16 protein-coding genes are annotated in these 20,003 nt (G+C 39.6%); 7 read left to right on the top strand and 9 right to left on the bottom strand.

Annotated features, from left to right (window positions below; all coding sequences use genetic code 11):
* Positions 1-19: 19 nt before the first annotated feature.
* Together J2X77_RS15215 and J2X77_RS15210 are read right to left on the bottom strand one after the other, a co-directional pair.
* Positions 20-2,449 carry a 3-hydroxyacyl-CoA dehydrogenase/enoyl-CoA hydratase family protein gene (locus tag J2X77_RS15215; RefSeq protein WP_209578103.1) on the bottom strand — a complete coding sequence of 810 codons (2,430 nt, stop codon included), beginning with the start codon at positions 2,447-2,449 and terminating at the stop codon, positions 20-22.
* A 40-nt stretch (positions 2,450-2,489) separates the two neighbouring features.
* Positions 2,490-2,930 (bottom strand): MarR family winged helix-turn-helix transcriptional regulator, encoded by a 441-nt coding sequence (locus J2X77_RS15210; RefSeq protein WP_209578102.1) that lies wholly within the window; start codon positions 2,928-2,930, stop codon positions 2,490-2,492.
* Between the two features lie 275 nt (positions 2,931-3,205).
* Here J2X77_RS15210 and J2X77_RS15205 point away from each other — a divergent pair, with 275 nt between their 5' ends.
* A complete protein-coding gene (locus tag J2X77_RS15205; RefSeq protein WP_209578101.1) occupies positions 3,206-4,168 on the top strand; it encodes an isopenicillin N synthase family oxygenase in 963 nt (320 codons plus the stop codon).
* A 108-nt stretch (positions 4,169-4,276) separates the two neighbouring features.
* Here J2X77_RS15205 and J2X77_RS15200 read toward each other — a convergent pair whose 3' ends face one another.
* The 4 genes from J2X77_RS15200 to J2X77_RS15185 form a co-directional block, all read right to left on the bottom strand.
* Positions 4,277-5,050, bottom strand: a complete 774-nt coding sequence (locus J2X77_RS15200) for a porin family protein (RefSeq protein ID WP_209578100.1) — start codon at positions 5,048-5,050, stop codon at positions 4,277-4,279.
* Between the two features lie 101 nt (positions 5,051-5,151).
* Positions 5,152-6,294 carry a PCMD domain-containing protein gene (locus J2X77_RS15195; RefSeq protein ID WP_209578099.1) on the bottom strand — a complete coding sequence of 381 codons (1,143 nt, stop codon included), beginning with the start codon at positions 6,292-6,294 and terminating at the stop codon, positions 5,152-5,154.
* A gap of 136 nt (positions 6,295-6,430) precedes the next feature.
* The gene (locus J2X77_RS15190; protein WP_209578098.1) at positions 6,431-6,793 is read right to left on the bottom strand and encodes an MmcQ/YjbR family DNA-binding protein; all 363 of its coding nucleotides are present in this window, start codon (positions 6,791-6,793) and stop codon (positions 6,431-6,433) included.
* A gap of 70 nt (positions 6,794-6,863) precedes the next feature.
* Positions 6,864-7,418 carry a thioredoxin family protein gene (locus J2X77_RS15185; protein ID WP_209578097.1) on the bottom strand — a complete coding sequence of 185 codons (555 nt, stop codon included), beginning with the start codon at positions 7,416-7,418 and terminating at the stop codon, positions 6,864-6,866.
* A gap of 227 nt (positions 7,419-7,645) precedes the next feature.
* On the opposite strand from J2X77_RS15185, the gene J2X77_RS15180 reads away from it, so the two are divergent.
* The 3 genes from J2X77_RS15180 to dnaK all read left to right on the top strand — a co-directional run bounded on the left by J2X77_RS15180 (position 7,646) and on the right by dnaK (position 13,243).
* Entirely contained in the window at positions 7,646-10,333 is a 2,688-nt protein-coding gene (locus tag J2X77_RS15180) for a TonB-dependent receptor (RefSeq protein WP_310081402.1), read from the top strand.
* The gene (locus J2X77_RS15175) at positions 10,326-11,207 is read left to right on the top strand and encodes a GLPGLI family protein (protein ID WP_209578095.1); all 882 of its coding nucleotides are present in this window, start codon (positions 10,326-10,328) and stop codon (positions 11,205-11,207) included. The genes J2X77_RS15180 and J2X77_RS15175 overlap by 8 nt, the downstream gene beginning before the upstream one ends.
* Positions 11,208-11,338: 131 nt before the next feature.
* On the top strand, positions 11,339-13,243 hold the full coding sequence (gene dnaK, locus J2X77_RS15170) for a molecular chaperone DnaK (protein WP_209578094.1): 1,905 nt from the start codon (positions 11,339-11,341) through the stop codon (positions 13,241-13,243).
* Positions 13,244-13,361: 118 nt separating this feature from the next.
* Here the strand turns inward: dnaK and J2X77_RS15165 are convergent, their stop codons facing one another.
* The 3 genes from J2X77_RS15165 to J2X77_RS15155 all read right to left on the bottom strand — a co-directional run bounded on the left by J2X77_RS15165 (position 13,362) and on the right by J2X77_RS15155 (position 16,729).
* Complete coding sequence (locus tag J2X77_RS15165; protein ID WP_209578093.1) at positions 13,362-14,045, bottom strand: TIGR02117 family protein; 684 nt, start codon at positions 14,043-14,045, stop codon at positions 13,362-13,364.
* A gap of 96 nt (positions 14,046-14,141) precedes the next feature.
* On the bottom strand, positions 14,142-15,053 hold the full coding sequence (locus J2X77_RS15160) for a sugar phosphate nucleotidyltransferase (protein WP_209578092.1): 912 nt from the start codon (positions 15,051-15,053) through the stop codon (positions 14,142-14,144).
* A 134-nt stretch (positions 15,054-15,187) separates the two neighbouring features.
* Positions 15,188-16,729, bottom strand: a complete 1,542-nt coding sequence (locus tag J2X77_RS15155) for a helicase HerA-like domain-containing protein (RefSeq protein WP_209578091.1) — start codon at positions 16,727-16,729, stop codon at positions 15,188-15,190.
* Between the two features lie 234 nt (positions 16,730-16,963).
* On the opposite strand from J2X77_RS15155, the gene J2X77_RS15150 reads away from it, so the two are divergent.
* The 3 genes from J2X77_RS15150 (at position 16,964) to J2X77_RS15140 (ending at position 19,869) form a co-directional block, all read left to right on the top strand.
* A complete protein-coding gene (locus tag J2X77_RS15150) occupies positions 16,964-17,236 on the top strand; it encodes a hypothetical protein (protein ID WP_209578090.1) in 273 nt (90 codons plus the stop codon).
* 234 nt (positions 17,237-17,470) lie between these two features.
* Positions 17,471-19,012 carry a SulP family inorganic anion transporter gene (locus J2X77_RS15145; RefSeq protein WP_209578089.1) on the top strand — a complete coding sequence of 514 codons (1,542 nt, stop codon included), beginning with the start codon at positions 17,471-17,473 and terminating at the stop codon, positions 19,010-19,012.
* Between the two features lie 209 nt (positions 19,013-19,221).
* A complete protein-coding gene (locus J2X77_RS15140) occupies positions 19,222-19,869 on the top strand; it encodes a carbonic anhydrase (protein WP_209578088.1) in 648 nt (215 codons plus the stop codon).
* Positions 19,870-20,003: the final 134 nt, after the last annotated feature.

Here is a 20,003-nt window from a genome sequence, read left to right as displayed (position 1 = left end):
TTTTCGTGAGTAGTGAGTTTTAGTTCCGTAAAGGCTTACCTTTTGTCAACATAAATTGAATCCTTTCAAGTGTTTTGCGTTCTGCACAAAGCTCGAGAAACGTTCTACGTTCAAGATCCAGTAAATATTGTTCGGACACTTCGGTCGGTGATGATAAGTTTCCTCCACACATCACCCAGCCTAGCTTTTCTGAGATCTTACGATCATAATCTGATATATAGTTACCCTCTCGCATAGACGAAGCTCCCACATACACAATTCCCAATCCCTGATTGCCTAAAACCTTGATATCATTGCGCGGAGCCGGCTGAACATATCCCTTATCGGCCAACTCTATGGCCTTTGCTTTGGCATCTGCCAAGAGGCGGGCACGATTCATTGTTATTGCAAATTTATCTTTCTGCAAATAGCCAAGTTCATAAGCTTCATAAGCAGAAGTGGATACTTTTGCCTGCCCAATAGTGAGGAATTTATCTTTCAACGTGTTTTGAACAATTTGATCCTCTTTAAATTCTTCAGAGGCCCTTAGTGTAAATTCTTTGGTACCGCCGCCGCCGGGGATAACACCAACTCCTAATTCGACCAAACCCATATATGTTTCGGCATGAGCCTGCACAAAATCCGCATGCATTGAAAATTCACAGCCACCGCCGAGGGTCATTTGAAAGGGAGCAACGACGACCGGAATTGATGAGTACCGCAACCGCATCGATGTATTTTGAAATGCACGGACTGCCATATTCAATTCGTCAAAATCCTGTTCTACTGCCATCATGAAAATCATTCCGATGTTAGCTCCAGCAGAGAAATTTTTTCCATCATTAGAAACTACCAATCCGCGGTATTCTTTTTCAGCAAGATCGATCGCTTTATTCAAACCTTGAATCACATCGCCACCAATGGTATTCATCTTGGTGTGGAATTCACAATTGATAATACCATCACCTAGATCTATAATAGAGACACCTGTGTTTTTCCAGATCGTTTTACTTTCACGGATATGATCCAACACAATAAGTTCCTCTGTTCCGGGAATAGGTTTATACGACTTTGAAGCAATGTCATAATAATGGCGCACGCCATTCTCAATTTTATAGAAGGATTCATGTCCTGCATCTAGCATTTCATGTACCCAGGTTGCAACTTCACCATTTTGGCCTGGAAGTCGTTTTTCTTCCGCCTTAATTTTAGCTAAAGTCTCGCGAACACCTAAGGCATCCCATACTTCAAATGGTCCTAACTCCCATCCAAATCCGGCTCGCATAGCATCATCTATTCGGAAGAAGTCATCGGTGATTTCTGGGACACGGCGGGATACATATTCAAACAAGGGATAATGCATGGCACGGAAGAGTTCTGCGGCTTTATCGGTTCCCTGTTCGTATACTTTCATCCGTTTGCGGATATCATCTACAGGTTTTGTGGATTCCAAAGTCGCTGATTTCACTTTTTGCTGCGACCCAAACTCCAGCGTTTTTAGATTTAAAGACAAAATCTCTGAACTACCATCATCAGCTTTTACTTTTTCATAAAATCCTTTTTTGGTTTTCTCGCCCAACCATTTATTTTCTACCATCTTACTGATGAATGGAGGAAGTTGGAACACACCTTTAGCTTCATCTTCCGGCGCATTCTGTGCCAAACCATTAGCAACATTCACCAAAGTATCCAGTCCGACCACATCTGCCGTACGAAATGTTGCCGATTTAGGGTGTCCCATTGCCGGGCCTGTATATTTGTCGATCTCTTCAACGCTTAAACCGAGAGGTTCCACCAGATGAGTGACCGCCAACATCGAATAAACCCCGATACGATTTCCAATAAATGCCGGTGTATCTTTACATAATACAACAGATTTACCTAACATCTTATCACCGAATTGAAGAATAAAATCGACGACTTCAGGTTTGGTATGCGGTGTTGGAATAACCTCCAACAAAGGTAGGTAGCGGGGTGGATTAAAGAAGTGGGTACCGCAAAAATGATCTTTAAAATCCTCACTTCTACCTGTTGTCATCAAATGAATGGGAATACCAGAAGTATTGGAGGTAATTAATGTTCCAGGTTTTCGAAATTGTTCAACACGCTCGAAAACGGACTGTTTAACATCAAGTCGTTCAACGACAACCTCGATAATCCAATCCACGTGGGCAATATCTTGAAGATTATCATCAAAGTTTCCTGTTTTGATTCGTTTAACAAAAGACTTGCTATAAATTGGTGATGGATTTGTTTTTAAAGCCGTTTCTAAAGAACTGTTAACAATACGATCCCGGACGATCTTGCTCTCCAACGTTAGGCCCTTGGCTTCTTCCGCTGGGAGAAGCTCACGTGGAACGATATCCAACAGTAAAACTTCAACACCAATGTTAGCAAAATGACAAGCAATTCGCGAGCCCATAACACCCGAACCGAGAACTGCCACTTTTCTAATATTTCTGTTCATCATAACATATTTAGTATGCACTTCTGTACATTTGGTTTAAATTCTAGACGATTACTTCTTCCTTGTAGCTGTTTGCAAGATCATTTAGTTTCGCTAGCGAAGCAATCAATTGGTCACGCTCATTTTCTGAAAAATTATCTGCCAGGTATTGATTGAAATTACGCACGACATCTTTAGCAATTCTCCTTTTTTCGCGACCGAGTTCTGTCAAATATACTTTCACAGATCTTTTATCCGTTTCGCTAGTCTCCCGGTAAATAAATCCCAATGACTCCAAATTATTCAACACCCGAGACAAACTAGTTGTTTTAACTCCCGTCAGATTTGCAATCTGAGAAACAGGAGTGCCTTCTTTATGGATATTTATCAAAATATAACCCGCCGCCTGCGTAAATCCATACTGCGAAGCGATTTGATTGTATTTATTGGCTATGGTCTGCCAGCCTGTTTTTAAAAAATAATCGATTGTCTGATTTTGGTTCATAAGCGCACTCTCAAGCTATTTATTATGCTTGCATAACAAATATACTCGTTAGGAATTAGAATAGCAAGATCCGAACTATAAATTTTGTCATATATTCGTCAGCATGATGACCGTTTATAGGTTAAGCGAAACTAAGAGCACTATTGAAATGTGGAAAACTTTTAAACACTGAAATACAGAACGATACAGTAAAACTAAAAACTTTTATTAACAACCTTTATGTAATAATCAAAATTAATTCCGTTAACTTTGTCCTAAACAAATATCAACACTGTATGGCTTTAGTAAACATACCGCGCTTGGACTTGCAGCATTACACACAAGGAACCCAAGAACAAAGAAATCAATTTATTCAAGATATTGGCAAAGCGTTTAACGAAACGGGCTTTGTAACGATTGCAAATCATGGCTTATCAAAAGATCTGATCGAGGAGTTGTACCAAGTAGTTCCTGAATTTTTCAGCTTACCTACTGAGACGAAGGAAAAATATGAGTTTCCAGAATTGGCAGGTCAGCGTGGTTATACAGCAAAAGGAAGAGAAAAAGCTAAAGATGCGAAGACTCCGGACTTAAAAGAATTTTGGCAGCGCGGCCAAACAATTGTTGGCGAAAAATATTCCAAAGCTGATTTTCCGGACAATCCAGAAGTTGCTGAAATTCCTCGCTTTAACGGTGTCACAGCTGAGGTTTATAAAAAGCTTGAAGATACAGGCCGCGACTTACTGAAAGCGATTGCGATCTACCTTGACCTGGAAGAGAATTACTTCGAAAAATTTGTTATCAATGGTAATTCTATTCTACGTGCGATCCATTATTTCCCAATCAATGACCCTGATGCCTTAGCGCCTGACGCTGTTCGTGCCGGTGCACACGAAGATATCAACCTCATTACCTTATTAATTGGTGCCAGTGCGGATGGTCTAGAAGTGTTGACAAAAGATGGCGAATGGTTCCCTATTAAAGCCAAAGGCGAAGATATTGTTATTAATGTGGGCGATATGTTGCAACGATTGACAAACAATAAGCTGAAATCAACTACGCACCGTGTTGTCAATCCTCCACGGGAAAAGATGGGAACTTCGCGTTTTTCTATCCCTTTCTTTTTGCATCCAAAATCTTCCATGAGCTTGGCTTCACTAGAATCATGCATCGATGCAGAACACCCGAAAGTTTACGAAGATTATACCGCGGGTCAATACCTGGATGAGCGGTTGAGAGAAATCGGATTAAAAATGTAATCTGTAAAAGGAAGATAAAACTCCAAAAATATATCAAAAAGGATTCCATTAGCCATTAAACTAATGGTATCCTTTTCATTTTAGGTCGCCGAAACACCTAATTTATGCTTAAAAAGTGTAGCCAAATCCAACATTTAGATAGATATTATGCATACTAAAGTCTATAGAATTAAAATCTTTCTCGAGGATATTGTTAAATCCGTAGGTCAGATCGGTTAAAAATTTAAAGTGTTGGTTCAGGAGCCATTCTGCTCCAACTTGCGTTCCCCATTGAAATTTCCGAACGTTCTCAGAGAAATCATAGAAAGCCTGACTTCCCTCTTCAAATGTAATTTTTGTTCCGGTTGGTGTATTTTGACGCAAATAACCATCAGACACATTTCCATCAAAACTATTATCCAATAATGTAGCGAAATAAAGTCCTCCATAGAGATTCCACCGGTTAGATAACTTATAGACCGCTAACACCGGCAGTGTTAGATAGGTATTTTGAACGTTAGTTTCCACTTTACCCGTATAATACCCTTTCACTTTAGCATTATCTTTTACAATCTCCGTTAAATAGTTTTTCACCCGCGCCTTAGTTTTCATCCCTTTTGTTTCGAAGCGAAGCCCGGTACGAACCCCCAAGATTTTCTTTTCACCTAACCATTTTGTCGCATTTGCTTCTAGTCCGACCTGCAAACCTGGATTGAAACTTTCAATCTTCCGTATGGTTTGAGGGAGACCCAACGGGCTACTGCCACCAATACTGAACTGAGCCTGCAATGCGTAATCGATATCGGTATTGAAAAAATTTGGATGATTTGACGTGCCGCTTTGAGCCTGCACACCACCAGTCGCTATCATGAAGACAGCAATTATATAGAGAAACTTATTCATTAGATAGTCTTTAATTTAAAAATGATCACACCAATTGGGAATATATTCAGTGATATGCTCCTCCATTGAAGTATTTATATTTATTGATAATAGAAGGGATACTATTTTAAGTTATTTACAACTAGCTCTACTTCATCAATAAGTAATGTACTGCCTACAGCACCGTTAAACTTATCCCCCTCTTTACTTGAACTAAATACAATTGTATACATATATTCTTTAGTGGGATCGAATGATTTACCATTGACAAAAGAGAAAGGAAGGTTAAATGGCGTCCATACATTTGTCTCAATCTGCTCTTTTGCTCCCACGCGTGCAACGGCAACTATACGTGGATCAGTGAAGCTATGTGCTCCAGTTAGAAAATTATCTTTCGGCGGTGAGACCTTTTCAAACAATAACGCATACCCATCCCAAGTATCTTTCTTTAGCTGTGAAGGCGCATTGTTTACAATAAACAACTCACCAGCTTTATATTTAAAAAATCCCCTCAATGCCAAAGGGGCAGTTTTATTGTCATAAGGAAGTCCAAAACGTGTGGAGTTAATTGTTGGAAATGTTGTTTTAAATTCCCCTAAGAATAAATTACCTGCAGCGAGGGGTGAGCCAAATAGTCCACCTAATGCTCCTGTACTTTTGGTCGTAAGTTTCGCAGCTTTACCGATATAACCATCTGTTATCTGTGTCGTGGGATAAAAGCCAGGGACCAATTGTTCTCCTTGTTCTAAAAGAGTAGCAGCTAAAATATTATATCCATCATTTGCTGTTGCCCAATTATATTTTTTTTGCCCTAGTGTTGTCAAATCAAAAAACTTATGATAATGTCCTTCTGGACTATCCGTATCTACCACTTCAGCATTCTCAAAAGGAGCATATAAATCTGCCCCTTCATCAATCACAAATGAAACCGTATATGTCTTAGTCCAAGCTCCATCCTGGGAAGTAACAGTATATTTTTGTGGTTCGAAAAAATTAAGTTCTGTACCACTTTTCGGCTCGATTGATGCCCCAGGCGTCAACACAAATTCAGGAGATTGCATATAATTCCCCGTAAAACGTTTTAATGGGAAAACAACAGTATTGTTATCTATGGAGGGGTTACCCTTTAAAACCTGATCCCCTTGAGGGATACTAGCCGCTTCGATGTCCGCCTCAGCATTCAGAGCTTCTTCCTTGATACAACTTCCCAAGCTGAGAAGGAACGTAAAACCGATTACCCACAAGTAATTTCGTGTTCGCTTCATAAAAATAATATTTAGTGTAAATTTATTAATCGATGTGATTTCACAATTTTGGCAAATCCAGCATACCAAGTGTCAGAAAAAGTCATTGAAATGCTTTTCCTTAACAGTAAACCGATTCGTCAAATATATGGGCTGGCTATAACCCCTTGATCTCCTGCTTGAGTTTAGTCGGCAAGCTTTCAACAATTAGACTATAACTATGGACAATGAGTTCTTCAAGAATTTTGTCTTCCAGTTCTCGATTGGCAATAATGGTATTCCAATGCTTTTTATTCATATGATAGCCCGGTAGCACTGTATGTTCGTACTTTTCACGCAATTCTATTGCCCTTTCGGGATTACACTTTACATTAAACCGAAGTTCATCGATCTGATCCAGCCCAACCAATAAAAAAATCTTGCCGCCAATCTTAAACACAAGTGTATCTGGACCAAATGGGGTTTCTTCCACAACTGGCCCGATAGATAAACAATAATCCCTCAGATCTTCAATGTTCATATTTCTTTGGTTTTAGCTTAACATTCCTTTTCCAAAACATGGCCAGAAAAGGAAAAAAATGTACTTTCCCTTATTTTTCCAGCAGGGACTGGATTTCCTTTTGGATGGCTACTCCTTTATCGGCATTATACCATTTTTGAATTTCTTCTTTAATTTCGGAGAAATCCACTCCCTGCTCTTTCAGCTTCAAGAACAAATCTTGGCAAGCTGTAGGACGTGGCCCCCAGACAGCTAAATCTCGTCCGTTTTCATCACGTATGACAAGAATCGGAATAGATTTCCCTCCGTTGGTCAGGTAAGAATCGATCAGAAAAGGCGCGCTGTCACGAAGTTGTATGTCCAACGTGATGTTGGAGTTTTGTGAGGCCATTTTAGCGAGCATCGGTACAGAATGCGCCGCATCCCCGCACCAAGGTTCAGTAATAATAATCCATTGTTGTTTCTCAGCAATTGACTTTACAAAATGATCAAAATCCGAGTTTGGCTCAAATCGTTTTAACCACCGGCCCATTCTAGCCCAGTTCATTTTGGTGTACTGATAATATTCTTCGTCCTGATAGGCCGGGTAATTCTCAGGATGATTTAAGATATCTTCGAATTGCTGCAAGTAATTTTCAAAAGTCATAACATCAATTTTGTGCAAAGGTAAATTTTACTTCCAACTTTCTCAACATACCTATCGGCAACTATCTGTATTGAATGCAATAAAAATAAAGATTTTCTAAAAACTTCCATTAAAATAACAAAAAGCTGCTACCCTCCGGGGGATATACCAAAGATTTTACATTCAGAAAAGATATTTTACATTTATTAACGATTAAGTAAATTATATTTGAAGGATAACACCCGTACATGAAAAGATTAGTTGAATTATTATTTTTGCTATTTATCCTCATCAACAGTGCTTACTCGCAAATAAACATCAAGGGGAGGATTCTAGACAAGGCAGATGATAAACCCCTGACCAATGCTTCTATTATTTTATTGAACCGCGATTCAGTTCTCCGTTATTTTAACCGCGCCAATGAAGAGGGGAGATTCCAGGTTAAAAATATTAAACCGGGGAGCTACATCATGCTGGCCTCCTACCCTAAATTTGAACTCTATAGCGATACGATCCAAATTGCAGACAAAGATCTGGACTTACACGATATCAAAATAAATTCCCAAAGAAACGTTTTACAGGAGGTGATTGTGACCCGTCGTCTTCCAATTACACTCAAAGGTGACACCATAGAATATGACGCCGCGAGTTTCGCGACGGAAAAAAATGCCAAACTGGAAGATTTACTGCGTCGTCTACCCGGTTTCACCGTGACGGGAGACGGAACTATCACGGCTCAGGGAAAATCAGTACAAAAAGTATTTATTGATGGGGAGGAATTTTTTGGTTATGATCCTAAAATAGCCATTAGAAATGTACGAGCAGATGCTGTCGACAAGGTACAGCTTTATGAGAAAAAATCTGAGGAGGCCGAGCTTTCGGGCATCGACGATGGCGTAAGGATCCAAACGGTTAATGTTGTGCTTAAGGAGAAAGCTCGAAAAGGCCTATTTGGGAACATGGAGGCATTAGCGGGATCCCAAGGACTATATGCTGGAAATCTGTTCGCTGCCAAATTTAACAAGACCGAGCGTATTGGAATTACTGCCAGCCACAATAATATGGGAAGTTCAAGTGGTCGTGAGGGCTCTTTACGGATGAACAATCAAATTACGGGCGAACCACTGAACACAAACCTTGGCGCCAACTATGATAATCAGTTCTTCAAAAAAGCCCTAAAAGTAAATGCCAACTATGGTTACGACGACAATAGCAATAAGAACCGTTCAGAAACTTACAATAAAAACGTGCTGCCAGACGAGTCTATTCAAGAAAAAAACACGAGTACTAATAATGAAAGGCACAGCCAAAGTCATGATTTCCGTTCAAACATCAGCATGCGACTGGATTCCACGCAAAGTATCGAACTCCAATCCAATGCCAGTTGGGAAAATACTTCGCAATTTAACAATACAAACAGCAACACAAGCGATGGATTGGCTAATCCAATCAGTGACTTTAGGGAGAATAATCAGTCGAATTCTTCAAACTCGAACAACAATTTTCGCTTAAACTATAGAAAGCGGCTAAAACCGGGACGCTCTTTAAATGTGATGATCGGCAACAATCACAAAGAATCATCTTCAGAAAGTAAAGTCAATTCACGAACCTATTTTTATAAAACAGCAGATAGCACCATTATCGACCAAAATCGACAGGGCTGGAATAAGGGCAATAATTTCACTTCGTCCATCAACTTGAATAACCGAATCAATGCGTATATCAATGTTGCCTTGGGCTATAGTTTTAATCATTCAAAAAACACCAATACGCAAAATTCAATAAACAATATCACGCAGCAGTTTGATTCACTTTACTCTCAAAATCAGGTGGACAATAACACTAATCAAGGAGTTAATGTCAACTTTTCTTACCGCAAAGAAAAACTGGAAATCAATTTTTCAAACCGAACTTTCTACAAGAATCAACAGCTGAATGATAGCTACAGGGCCATTGATCTTGCCCGTAACTTTTGGGATAACAATTTAAATATTGACGCCAATTATCGAATTTCAAACAGTAGAAATATACGATTAGCTTATCAGAGTTCAAATATTATACCGTCGTTTGATCAATTACAGCCACTTCAACCCCAAACCAATCCTTTGTTCCAGCAAATTGGTAATCCCGATCTTAAGCGCGCAGTTAGTAATAATATTTCGGCCAATTATAATGCTTTCAGTTTATTGAAAGGAACAAATATTAATATCAACGGGAGCTTTTCTTTTGTCAACAATCCTATTGTTAACAAAACCACCATATTGGACAATTCGGCTCAAATCAGCACTTACGAAAACCTGTCCGGCAAATCCAGCTGGAATAGCACTCTGAATATCAACCACATGCAACCTTTAGCCAATCGTCGTATCAACTTTAACAAGAGTGCAAGCGTCATATTTAATAATAGCTATAGCTACACCAAATTTGAAGGTGGTCAATCCAGCGGCGAATTTCTGCTGAACAATGCAAAGAACACCAATTTTAGCGTAGGTTCAAGCTTAAATGAACAAGACTCAGAGGGATTTGACTTTGACGTTTCTGTAAATACCGGATTTAATATACAGCAAAATTCGATCAACACGCAATATAATGTGACAAGTTTTTTGGGGGGAACGTCAGCCTATATTAAGTACTTTTTACCGAAGAAATTTAATATCATGACCAATATTTTCTATAGCTATACAGGCCCGACTAAGCTTTATAAAAAATCAATCAATCAATTTTATGCCAATATTGAATTGGAGAAAAAAGTGCTAAAAGATGAGAGCATGACGCTTAGTGTAAAGGCTTTTGACATTTTCAACACATTTAATAATACACGCCGTAGTGCAAGTGACACCAACTATTCCGAATCCGTTCAACAGGTATTAACACAATACTTTCTGATCGGCGTGAAGTGGGATTTTAACAAATATCTAGGGAAAGGAAATGATTAAAAAATTATATTTAACTGTAATTATCTGCTGCTTGTTTGGGCTGTCCATTCAGGCACAATATGCTTATTTTGGAAGCAGGGGCACGATCAGTTTTGATAAAGTCACGTATACAAAAGCGCGCCTGCGACAGATGTCCAACGACATAAATTCGAAAGGAATGGACAGAGGCGCAGGAATAATGGAATATTTGGATAAGGTACCTGATTCGCATACAGAAAAATTGAAATTCTACTTTGATGAGAATTCAACCGTACTGATGCCCGAGGAAAGCGCGGAAAGTGACAAGAAAAATGCTGAAGTGAAAATGACCGCACCTAAGACTATTTCTGCCAATGGTCGGGGCGGTAGATTTCAAGGGGCGGCTCGATCTGGCGCAAGCCCGAGAGGACAATTTAGAGGTGGAGCTAAAAATGGCAAAGTGCTTTATCAGGATCTGAAAGCTGGCACCGCAGATATTCAGCTCGACATTGACGAGAAATACATTCTTTCGGAAACATTGGACAGCATTACTTGGCGGTTCACAGAAGAATACCGAAATATTGCTGGTGTAAACTGCCGCCGGGTGAATGGTGCCACCAAAGACTCACTTTATCTTATTGCCTACTATTCGGAAGAAATTCCTGTTTCAGCAGGACCAGCCTTAAGCCATGGTCTCCCGGGGATGATAATAGGTCTCGTGATTCCTGAAATGCATATTCAATACTGGGCTACAACTATTGAATATACCAATAAACTTGTGCCTGCTGACTGGCGAGATAAGAAATCGAAAAAAATGGAACTTAATGAATTCTCGGAAATTTTTGGCAGATATATGCCACTCAATCGACAAAACGAGTCAGCAAAAAAAAGGATTTTAGAGCAATTGGTGTATTGAAAATGTCAGTTTGGCAGTACCTAAAGACAAATAGATGACAAATAGTGATTTTTTTTAAAAAAATTTGGATTGGCATAAGGGTTGATAATAGAGTGATAGATTTGTTTAAGTAAAAAATTAAAACACAAGATATGTCTAAAATTATAGGAATTGACTTAGGTACTACAAACTCATGTGTTGCCGTAATGGAAGGTAACGAGCCTGTAGTAATTACGAACAACGAAGGTAAACGTACAACTCCTTCGATCGTAGCTTTCGTAGAGGGTGGCGAGCGCAAAGTTGGGGACCCAGCAAAGCGTCAAGCAATTACTAACCCACATAAAACTATTTATTCCATCAAACGTTTTATGGGACTTTCATACGATGAAGCTGTGAAAGAAGCAGAACACGTACCTTATAATATCGTTAAAGGTGACAATAATACACCGCGCGTAGAAATTGACGACCGCAAATATACACCACAGGAGATTTCTGCAATGATTCTTCAAAAAATGAAGAAAACAGCTGAGGATTTCTTAGGTCAAGAAGTAACTGAAGCTGTTATTACAGTTCCTGCATACTTCAATGATGCACAACGTCAAGCAACAAAAGAGGCTGGAGAAATTGCTGGTTTATCAGTAAAACGTATCATCAACGAGCCAACAGCTGCAGCTTTAGCTTATGGCTTGGACAAAGCACACAAGGACATGAAAATCGTTGTTTTTGACTGTGGTGGTGGTACTCATGACGTTTCTGTACTCGAGTTAGGTGACGGTGTATTTGAGGTTAAATCTACTGACGGTGATACACACTTAGGTGGTGATGACTTTGATAACGTAATCATCAACTGGTTGAACGAAGAATTCAAAAGTGAAAATAATGGCTTTGACTTGAAAAAAGACCCAATGGCATTGCAACGTTTGAAAGAAGCTGCTGAGAAAGCGAAAATTGAATTGTCAAGCTCAACTTCTACTGAAATCAACCTGCCATATATCACTGCTGATGCAACTGGACCAAAACACTTAGTTCGTTCATTATCACGCGCTAAATTTGAGGCTTTGGCTGCTGACTTGATCAAGAGAACAATTGCTCCTTGTGAATCAGCATTGAAAAATGCAGGTTTCAGCAAATCCGATATTGATGAAATTATCTTAGTAGGTGGTTCTACTCGTATCCCGGCAATCGTTGATGCGGTAAAAGCATTCTTCGGAAAAGAGCCTTCTAAAGGTGTAAACCCGGATGAAGTGGTAGCTTTAGGTGCTGCTATCCAAGGTGGTGTATTGACCGGTGAAGTGAAAGACGTTTTATTATTGGATGTAACTCCACTTTCACTGGGTATTGAAACAATGGGTGGTGTGATGACTAAATTGATCGAAGCAAATACGACAATTCCAACTAAAAAATCGGAAACATTCTCTACTGCTTCGGATAATCAACCATCAGTAGAAATTCACATTCTACAAGGTGAGCGTCCTATGGCGAACCAAAACCGTACAATCGGCCGTTTCCATTTGAACGATATTCCACCTGCTCCTCGTGGCGTTCCGCAAATCGAAGTTACTTTTGACATTGATGCGAACGGTATCATCAAAGTGTCTGCGAAAGATAAGGCTACTGGAAAAGAACAAAATATCCGCATTGAAGCATCTTCAGGTTTGTCTGACGAAGAAATCAAACGCATGAAAGAAGAAGCTGAAGCCAATGCTGATGCCGACAAAAAAATGAAAGAAGAAGCTGATAAGGTAAACGCAGCCGATGCTTTAATCTTCTCAACTGAAAAACAATTGAAAGAATATGGCGACAAAATTTCAGCAGATAAAAAAGCACCAATTGAAGCTGGCTTAGCGAAATTAAAAGCTGCATACGAAGCGAAAAACTTCGCTGATATTGACGCTGCTTCTGAAGAATTGCAAAATGCTTGGAATGCTGCTTCTGAAGAGATGTATGCTGCTTCTCAAGGCGGTGCTCAACAGCCTCAAGGTGATGCAGGACAAGCTCAAGGTGGAAACCAAGGTGGTGATGATGTAACTGACGTCGATTACGAAGAAGTGAAGTAATCACTCCTCCTCATAAAAAAAGCTCCGGGAACATTAATCCTGGAGCTTTTTTTTATTTTAACCCTTTCGCTTTTCTATTTCTTAACATTCAACGACTACTTTTTTTATCCGCTTCGAGCTATTGCTTGTTCTTATAGTGACTTAATATTCCTTTGTCGAATGTAGCCCATATTCCTGCCGGCATATCCGCCTTCTTTAAAGCATTATTTGTCCAGGTATTGCAGGAATAAAACATACTATACGCACCTTTCGCTTCATAAAACGCATCTGAATCTCCATATTGTGCATTTGTATTCACTAAAATAGCTTGATTTTGCTTTCCATCTAACGATTGTTTGATATACTGTACCAAATCATGGTATTGCGATCTACTGATCTGATAAGAAAAACATAATTCATCTTCCTGAATGGTATTGTAATAGGTCACATGAATGGCGGACTGGCCTAATCCGAAAGCAGCGATGAATGCTGTGGAGGCTTTTAGATCCTTCCATTCCGGCGTATCCAAATAAAACCCTTTGTCCCCCCAGCCGATCCCAACATACTGATATCCGTGATGTTTCCCGATCGTATTTTCATAAGGAAACAATTGCGACCAATCCATCTCTTCGTTGACGACCGGTAATACAATATCGGTATGAACACCATTTGATTTGACAAAGACCTGCACTGTCCTATCTACGTTGATTTCCCTTCGCTGCGCTGAAATGCGCGACAAACTGTATTCCGCCACAATATAAAGCACGCAAAAAGACAACAACCCTAAAATAAAATAACCTAACACTTTAAGAACTTTTTTCATCTAAGATCTATTTCCACTTATTAATCAAGCAAACAGGACAAAAAAAACCTGCATTGCTGGCAATACAGGTGAAAGATAAGCTATTTCTTTTAGCTCTTAAAATAACTTTTCAGGATAGACTCCATCAGCAACCAATTTTGAAATTGATTCCTGTACAATAGGTTTATCCTCTTTATATGTTACACCAAACCATTTCGATGAAGTTGGAATTACTTTGAAATCCGCCAATTTATGTTTCACCATATAATCTGGTACGGAAGGTATAAAAAATTCTGCTTTTAAATTCTCTTTGTTTTCCTCGACAAAAGCAGGGAACATCGCTTGTGCCACTTCGAAAATTTTTGGTGTAAACCCCCAAAAGTTCATTGAAACACGCGTTTTTGGATCTAGATCCGTTTCCATGCCATTTTCTTCGTACACGATTTTGCGGTTATCACCTTCGCCTTTGTAATATATATTTGTCCGTTCGGTTACACTTTGCATGTGTCCTGAAGGCGTCACCTCACATACACCACGCGAAACATAACCATAATCAGACATGGTATTTCCAACCTGAAAACCCATTAACGACATTTGTTGGTCAGAAACCTCAGTCATTAAGAATTCAGCCATTTTTTGAAAAGAATCGGATCCGTAAAAATCGTCTGCATTGATGACACAAAATGGTCCATGTACCTTGTCTTTAGCACTCATCACCGCATGCGCTGTACCCCAAGGCTTAGTTCTCTCGATCACATGATTGACACCGAATTTCGTCAGGTCAAAATCTTGAAAAGCATAATCTACTTCTATTTTACCCTTCAATTTCTCATCAAATACTGCTTTCATTTTTTCCAGAAATTCTTCCCGGATAATGAATACAACTTTTCCAAATCCTGCGCGAATGGCATCGTAAATTGAATAGTCAATAATCGTCTCGCCGTGTGGGCCAAATCCATCTACTTGTTTTAAAGAACCATACCGGCTAGCCATTCCTGCTGCCAAAATCAAAAGGGTTGGTTTACTCATATTTAAATTGCGTTAATAGAATTTTCTTTTCGTGGGTAAACTTAGCTAAATTTGCCTTTAAAAGCAAATTTCGGCAAGTTCAGCTCTACCCTCAAAGGTATAGTATTGAAACGAAAAAGATCAAAAAATTATTGTTATTTCTTTTTTAAGAATGCGTTTAATAACCCCGTTGCCAATTTGCCCAAAAACTTCACGCCCTCACGCGCTAAAGTAGTTGTAGCAGTTCGTTGCGCAGCTTCCAAAGGAGTCTGTCTTCGGGAAGTAGGCCGACTTGCCTTTTCCACTTCTTTTTGCTGCGCCGCGTGCTGTTGTTCCTGCTCCACGGCCTGCATTCGTTCTTCTATGATTTCAGTCGCAGAACGATTTTCTTGCCGCTTTTGGTATTTAGCTTTTAAATCAGACTGATTGATAATTTGTAGGATTGTTGGGTCACTTGCAGGCCCCATCACGGCACGGGCAGGTATCAAATGCGTAGCAACAACCTCCGTGGGGATACCTTTATCATTCAATACGGTAATAAATGCCTGCCCCGTTCCCAAGGAGGTTAAGACCTGATCAATTTCATAAAAGTCGGATTTCGGATAAGTTTTAACAATCTTCTTTAAGTTTTCAGCATCGTTTGGTGTAAAAGCACGCAAGGCATGTTGCACACGATTTCCCAACTGCGCCAAAACAGATTCTGGCACATCGGTTGGGGACTGCGTACAAAAGAAAACCCCGATCCCTTTCGATCGAATCAGGCGAATGATCTGATCAACCTGTGCCAGAAAGGCTTTAGGAGCTCCGTTGAACAGTAGATGGGCTTCGTCAAAGAAAAAGACAAGCTTAGGTTTGTCCAAATCACCTACCTCGGGCATATTTTTAAACAGCTGTGCCAGTAAGCTTAACAAAAATGTAGAATAAAGTATGGGCTGATCTTGTACATCGGAGATATTTAATAAGCTAATCACGCCCTTACCATCCACCTTTTGAAACAAATCGTTGATATCAAACTCTTTCTCACCGAAAATATGCGCTAGGCCTTGCTGTTCCAATGCAACGATCTTACGTAAGATGGTTCCCGAGCTTGCTGTGCTAATCTTACCATAATCATTTTTTATTTCTTCGCTACCCGGTCCTTCCGAAAGGTAGGTAAGCAATTTCTTGGTATCTGAAAAATCGATCAAGGGCATTTGTTGATCCTGCGCATACTTAAAAATAGCCGCTAATACGCCCGTTTGCGTTTCATTGAGCTCCAGTATCCTGCCTAGCAAGACCGGCCCAAAGTCCTCTACAGTAATCCGCATAGGAATTCCCTTGTTGCCAGAAAGTGAATACAATTCAACGGGAAACGATGATGGCTCAAATGGTATGCCCACAGCACTTCCCCGATCAATAAGTGCCTGATTGATCAGTCCTGGCTCTGCTAAACCTGACAAGTCGCCTTTGACATCCAGCATAAATACGGGTACAGCGGCATCCGACAACTGTTCGGCGATTAATTGTAACGTACGGGTTTTACCTGTGCCCGTGGCGCCGGCAATAAGTCCGTGACGGTTCATCATTTTCAAAGCTAAATTCACTTTTGCTTCAGTTTGAATTTCCCCATTGAGAATTCCTGCCCCCAAATAAATGAATGCTCCTTTTGGGTTATAGGATACCTTTACCTTCTCAATAAATTGTTCTTTATTTGCCATACCTAAGGCTTTAAGTTTATAAATCAATAAAAATTGAAAAACGTTTCATAAAAATAATCTCTTCGTCACAATTTAGTGCCAAAATATATTTTTTAGTGCACTATTAATTTGAATTTAACATGGAATTACTATTTTTACGATGTAAAACAGTAAGACTAAAGGTAATAAAAAATGTTAAATAAGCGGTTTAGATTTGTGGCAGCGTTCATTTGCGCGATCATCTTTTTCACAAAGATGGCTATATCTATTTCACCTATTTTTTCCAATAGTTTAGATCAAAGTACAATCTTACAGGTTGTTTTACAACTGGAAATCGAGAACAATAATGGCGCGAGTAATGATACACTCGAAACAGCCTCAAAATTTTTCAATACGAAGTCAGAAGAACCTATTGTATTCGAAACTATACTCGTTGAGAACCAAGGAAAACAAAAGAATTATCTTAAAAATGAGAAAAGCATTTTAGCTTTTCACCCTACGGTTCCAACACCCCCTCCTAACTTATAACGACATCCTATCGGGATGTTTTTCTCTCGACCTGCACGCGAAAGAAAAAGCGTGTACGGTATTCTTGATTTTTCTTAAGCAATCTTTGCTCTGGCATTATCGGTCTATTGTTGGCCTTTTGTTGAGTGCAACGCATACGTCGATGCTCCCAGCCAATAAGCCCTGTATCCGTTATTGCTGCCGCTATTATAGGTTGCTTGATGAAAACTTTATTTACAGATAAACACAAATTTTATGTTTGGAACTCGTACGTCGGCTTTTCTGAAATTATCGAAAAGAGACTTAAAATATGACTTCCCTGCTAGTGTTGTGGTGTTTTTAGTGGCACTTCCATTATGTTTGGGAATTGCAATGGCCTCAGGTGCGCCATTGTTTGCAGGATTATTGACAGGTGTAATTGGTGGAATCGTGGTCGCTTCCATCAGTAAATCACCACTCAGTGTAAGTGGACCAGCTGCTGGTCTAACTGTTATTGTCTTAGGTGCTATTCAAAGCCTAGGCGCATATGAAACCTTTTTACTTGCCGTCGTCATTGCTGGCATAATACAAGTCATTCTTGGAATATTAAAAGCTGGAATGATCGGCAATTATTTTCCCTCAGCAGTCATTGTAGGGATGCTTGCGGCAATCGGTATTACGATTATCATGAAACAAATTCCTTTAGCATTGGGTTTGGTGGAATCACACGCCTTTGAAATGGACAATGGACATGGTATTGGTGCTTATTTTGATACAATTGCCTCTGCAATCAACTTTGGTGCATTTATCATCTGTGCGCTTTCTTTGGCGATTCTTATCTTTTGGCCATCGATTCCAAAGCTCAATAAAATTCCAGCCCCATTGGTGGTTGTAATTTTAGGTGTCAGCTTAGCTTACCTTTTCAACGGATCAGCATTCCAATTGCATGAAAAGCAATTTGTTTTGGTTCCGGTTGTAGGTTCCTTCTCCGAGTTCACGGGTTTATTTACACTTCCAGATTTTACACAGGTAGTGAACAAAGAGGTGTGGATTGCTGCGTTTACCATTTCGATTATCGCTAGCCTTGAAACCCTATTGAGCATCGAGGCAGTTGATAAAATAGATCCATACAAAAGGAATACGCCAACCAACCGTGAACTTGTTGCACAAGGGATCGGAAATATGACCAGCGGGCTTCTAGGTGGTCTGCCATTGACATCCGTTATTGTACGCTCATCGGCAAACGTCAATGCTGGAGGAAAAACCAGACAATCGGCTATCATGCATGGTATTTGGCTATTGGTCGCTATGCTCGCTATCCCGACAATGCTGAATATGATTCCTTTGGCCTGTCTTGCCGCCATCCTCCTCCATACCGGATATAAATTGGCCAAACCCAGTTTATTTAGTTCGATGTACAGAAAAGGTTTGGATCAATTTATCCCATTTTTTGTCACCATTGTAGCGATCGTATTTACCGACCTTCTTATGGGGGTAGGAATAGGTATTGTCGTAGCAACATGCTATATCTTGAGAGCAAATATGAAAAATGCTTTTAAATATAATGTTGAAAAAGACAATGAAGAAGATAAAGTTGTTATTACACTAGCTGAGGAAGTATCATTTTTGAATAAGGTTCCTATCCAACAGAAATTGTACAGCTTACCAAAATCGATCAGCAAGATCCGCATCGATGGAACGTTCAGTAAATTTATAGACAAGGATGTCATCGAAGTCATAAAAGATTTTGAACAGAATGCAAGAAGCAAGGGAAAAGACATCGAACTTTTGCAGGTTGTCTATAAAAAACCATCCTAGGACAAAGACATTCTTTATAGATTACTGTACTTGGTTGGGCATCATATTGCATGAAAAGACTCGATTGGGACGGCAGGGACAATCATTGGGATCAGGAACGGATTTTCAATGAAAATAAGTTGTTTGAAGTAAACAATGAATTTAGACATTTGTATTCATTATCATAAAATAGAAACTACGCCTGCGGGCACGATTGAAATAAGAAAAATATGGAAAATAAAGATTTAATAACAGGATTTGACAATATCATTAAGGGAAATAAAGAGTGGATGGAATTTGTGAAAAATGACGTAACAGGACGGTTCCAGCAGCTTGCCAAAGGTCAGAATCCGGAAATTCTTTGGATCGGTTGTGCAGATAGCCGAGTACCCGCAAACGAATTGACTGGCACAAAGCCAGGAGAGGTATTCGTACACCGCAATATTGCCAACATGGTCATTCACTCTGATATGAGCATGCTTTCAGTATTAGACTATGCAGTCAATGTTTTGAAAGTAAAACATGTCATTATCGCAGGTCACTATGGCTGTGGAGGTGTAGCGGCTTCTCTAAGCCGCAAGCAGTACGGCATTATTGACAACTGGCTTGGCCATATCAAAGATGTATATCGTTTACATAGCGCAGAGATTGATGCGATCGAAGAACACGATAAAAAGGTAAATCGCTTAATCGAGCTTAATGTAAAAGAGCAAGTTTTTAATCTTTGTGCAACGTCCATCATTCAAAACGCGTGGAAAGAACGTAATGATCTTGCAGTACATGGTATGATTATCAATATCGGTACTGGAGAATTGATCGACCAACATTGTACGTTTACGAATAATGATGAACTGGGAGAAGTCTTCTCGTATAAATAGCGTAGTAATAAAAATCGGTAAAAGGGGCATTGCATAATAGAGGGCACTGAAAAAGTCTCAAGTTTTTAATGAGTCCTAAAGAAATGACTGAGTATCGGGTTTACCTTACTCGGTCATTTTTGTTTAAAGGATTT

The organism is Sphingobacterium sp. 2149, from assembly GCF_031455655.1.
GTDB lineage: Bacteria > Bacteroidota > Bacteroidia > Sphingobacteriales > Sphingobacteriaceae > Sphingobacterium.
Note: the sequence above shows the minus strand (reverse complement) of the source record. Positions and strands in the feature narration are given on the sequence as shown.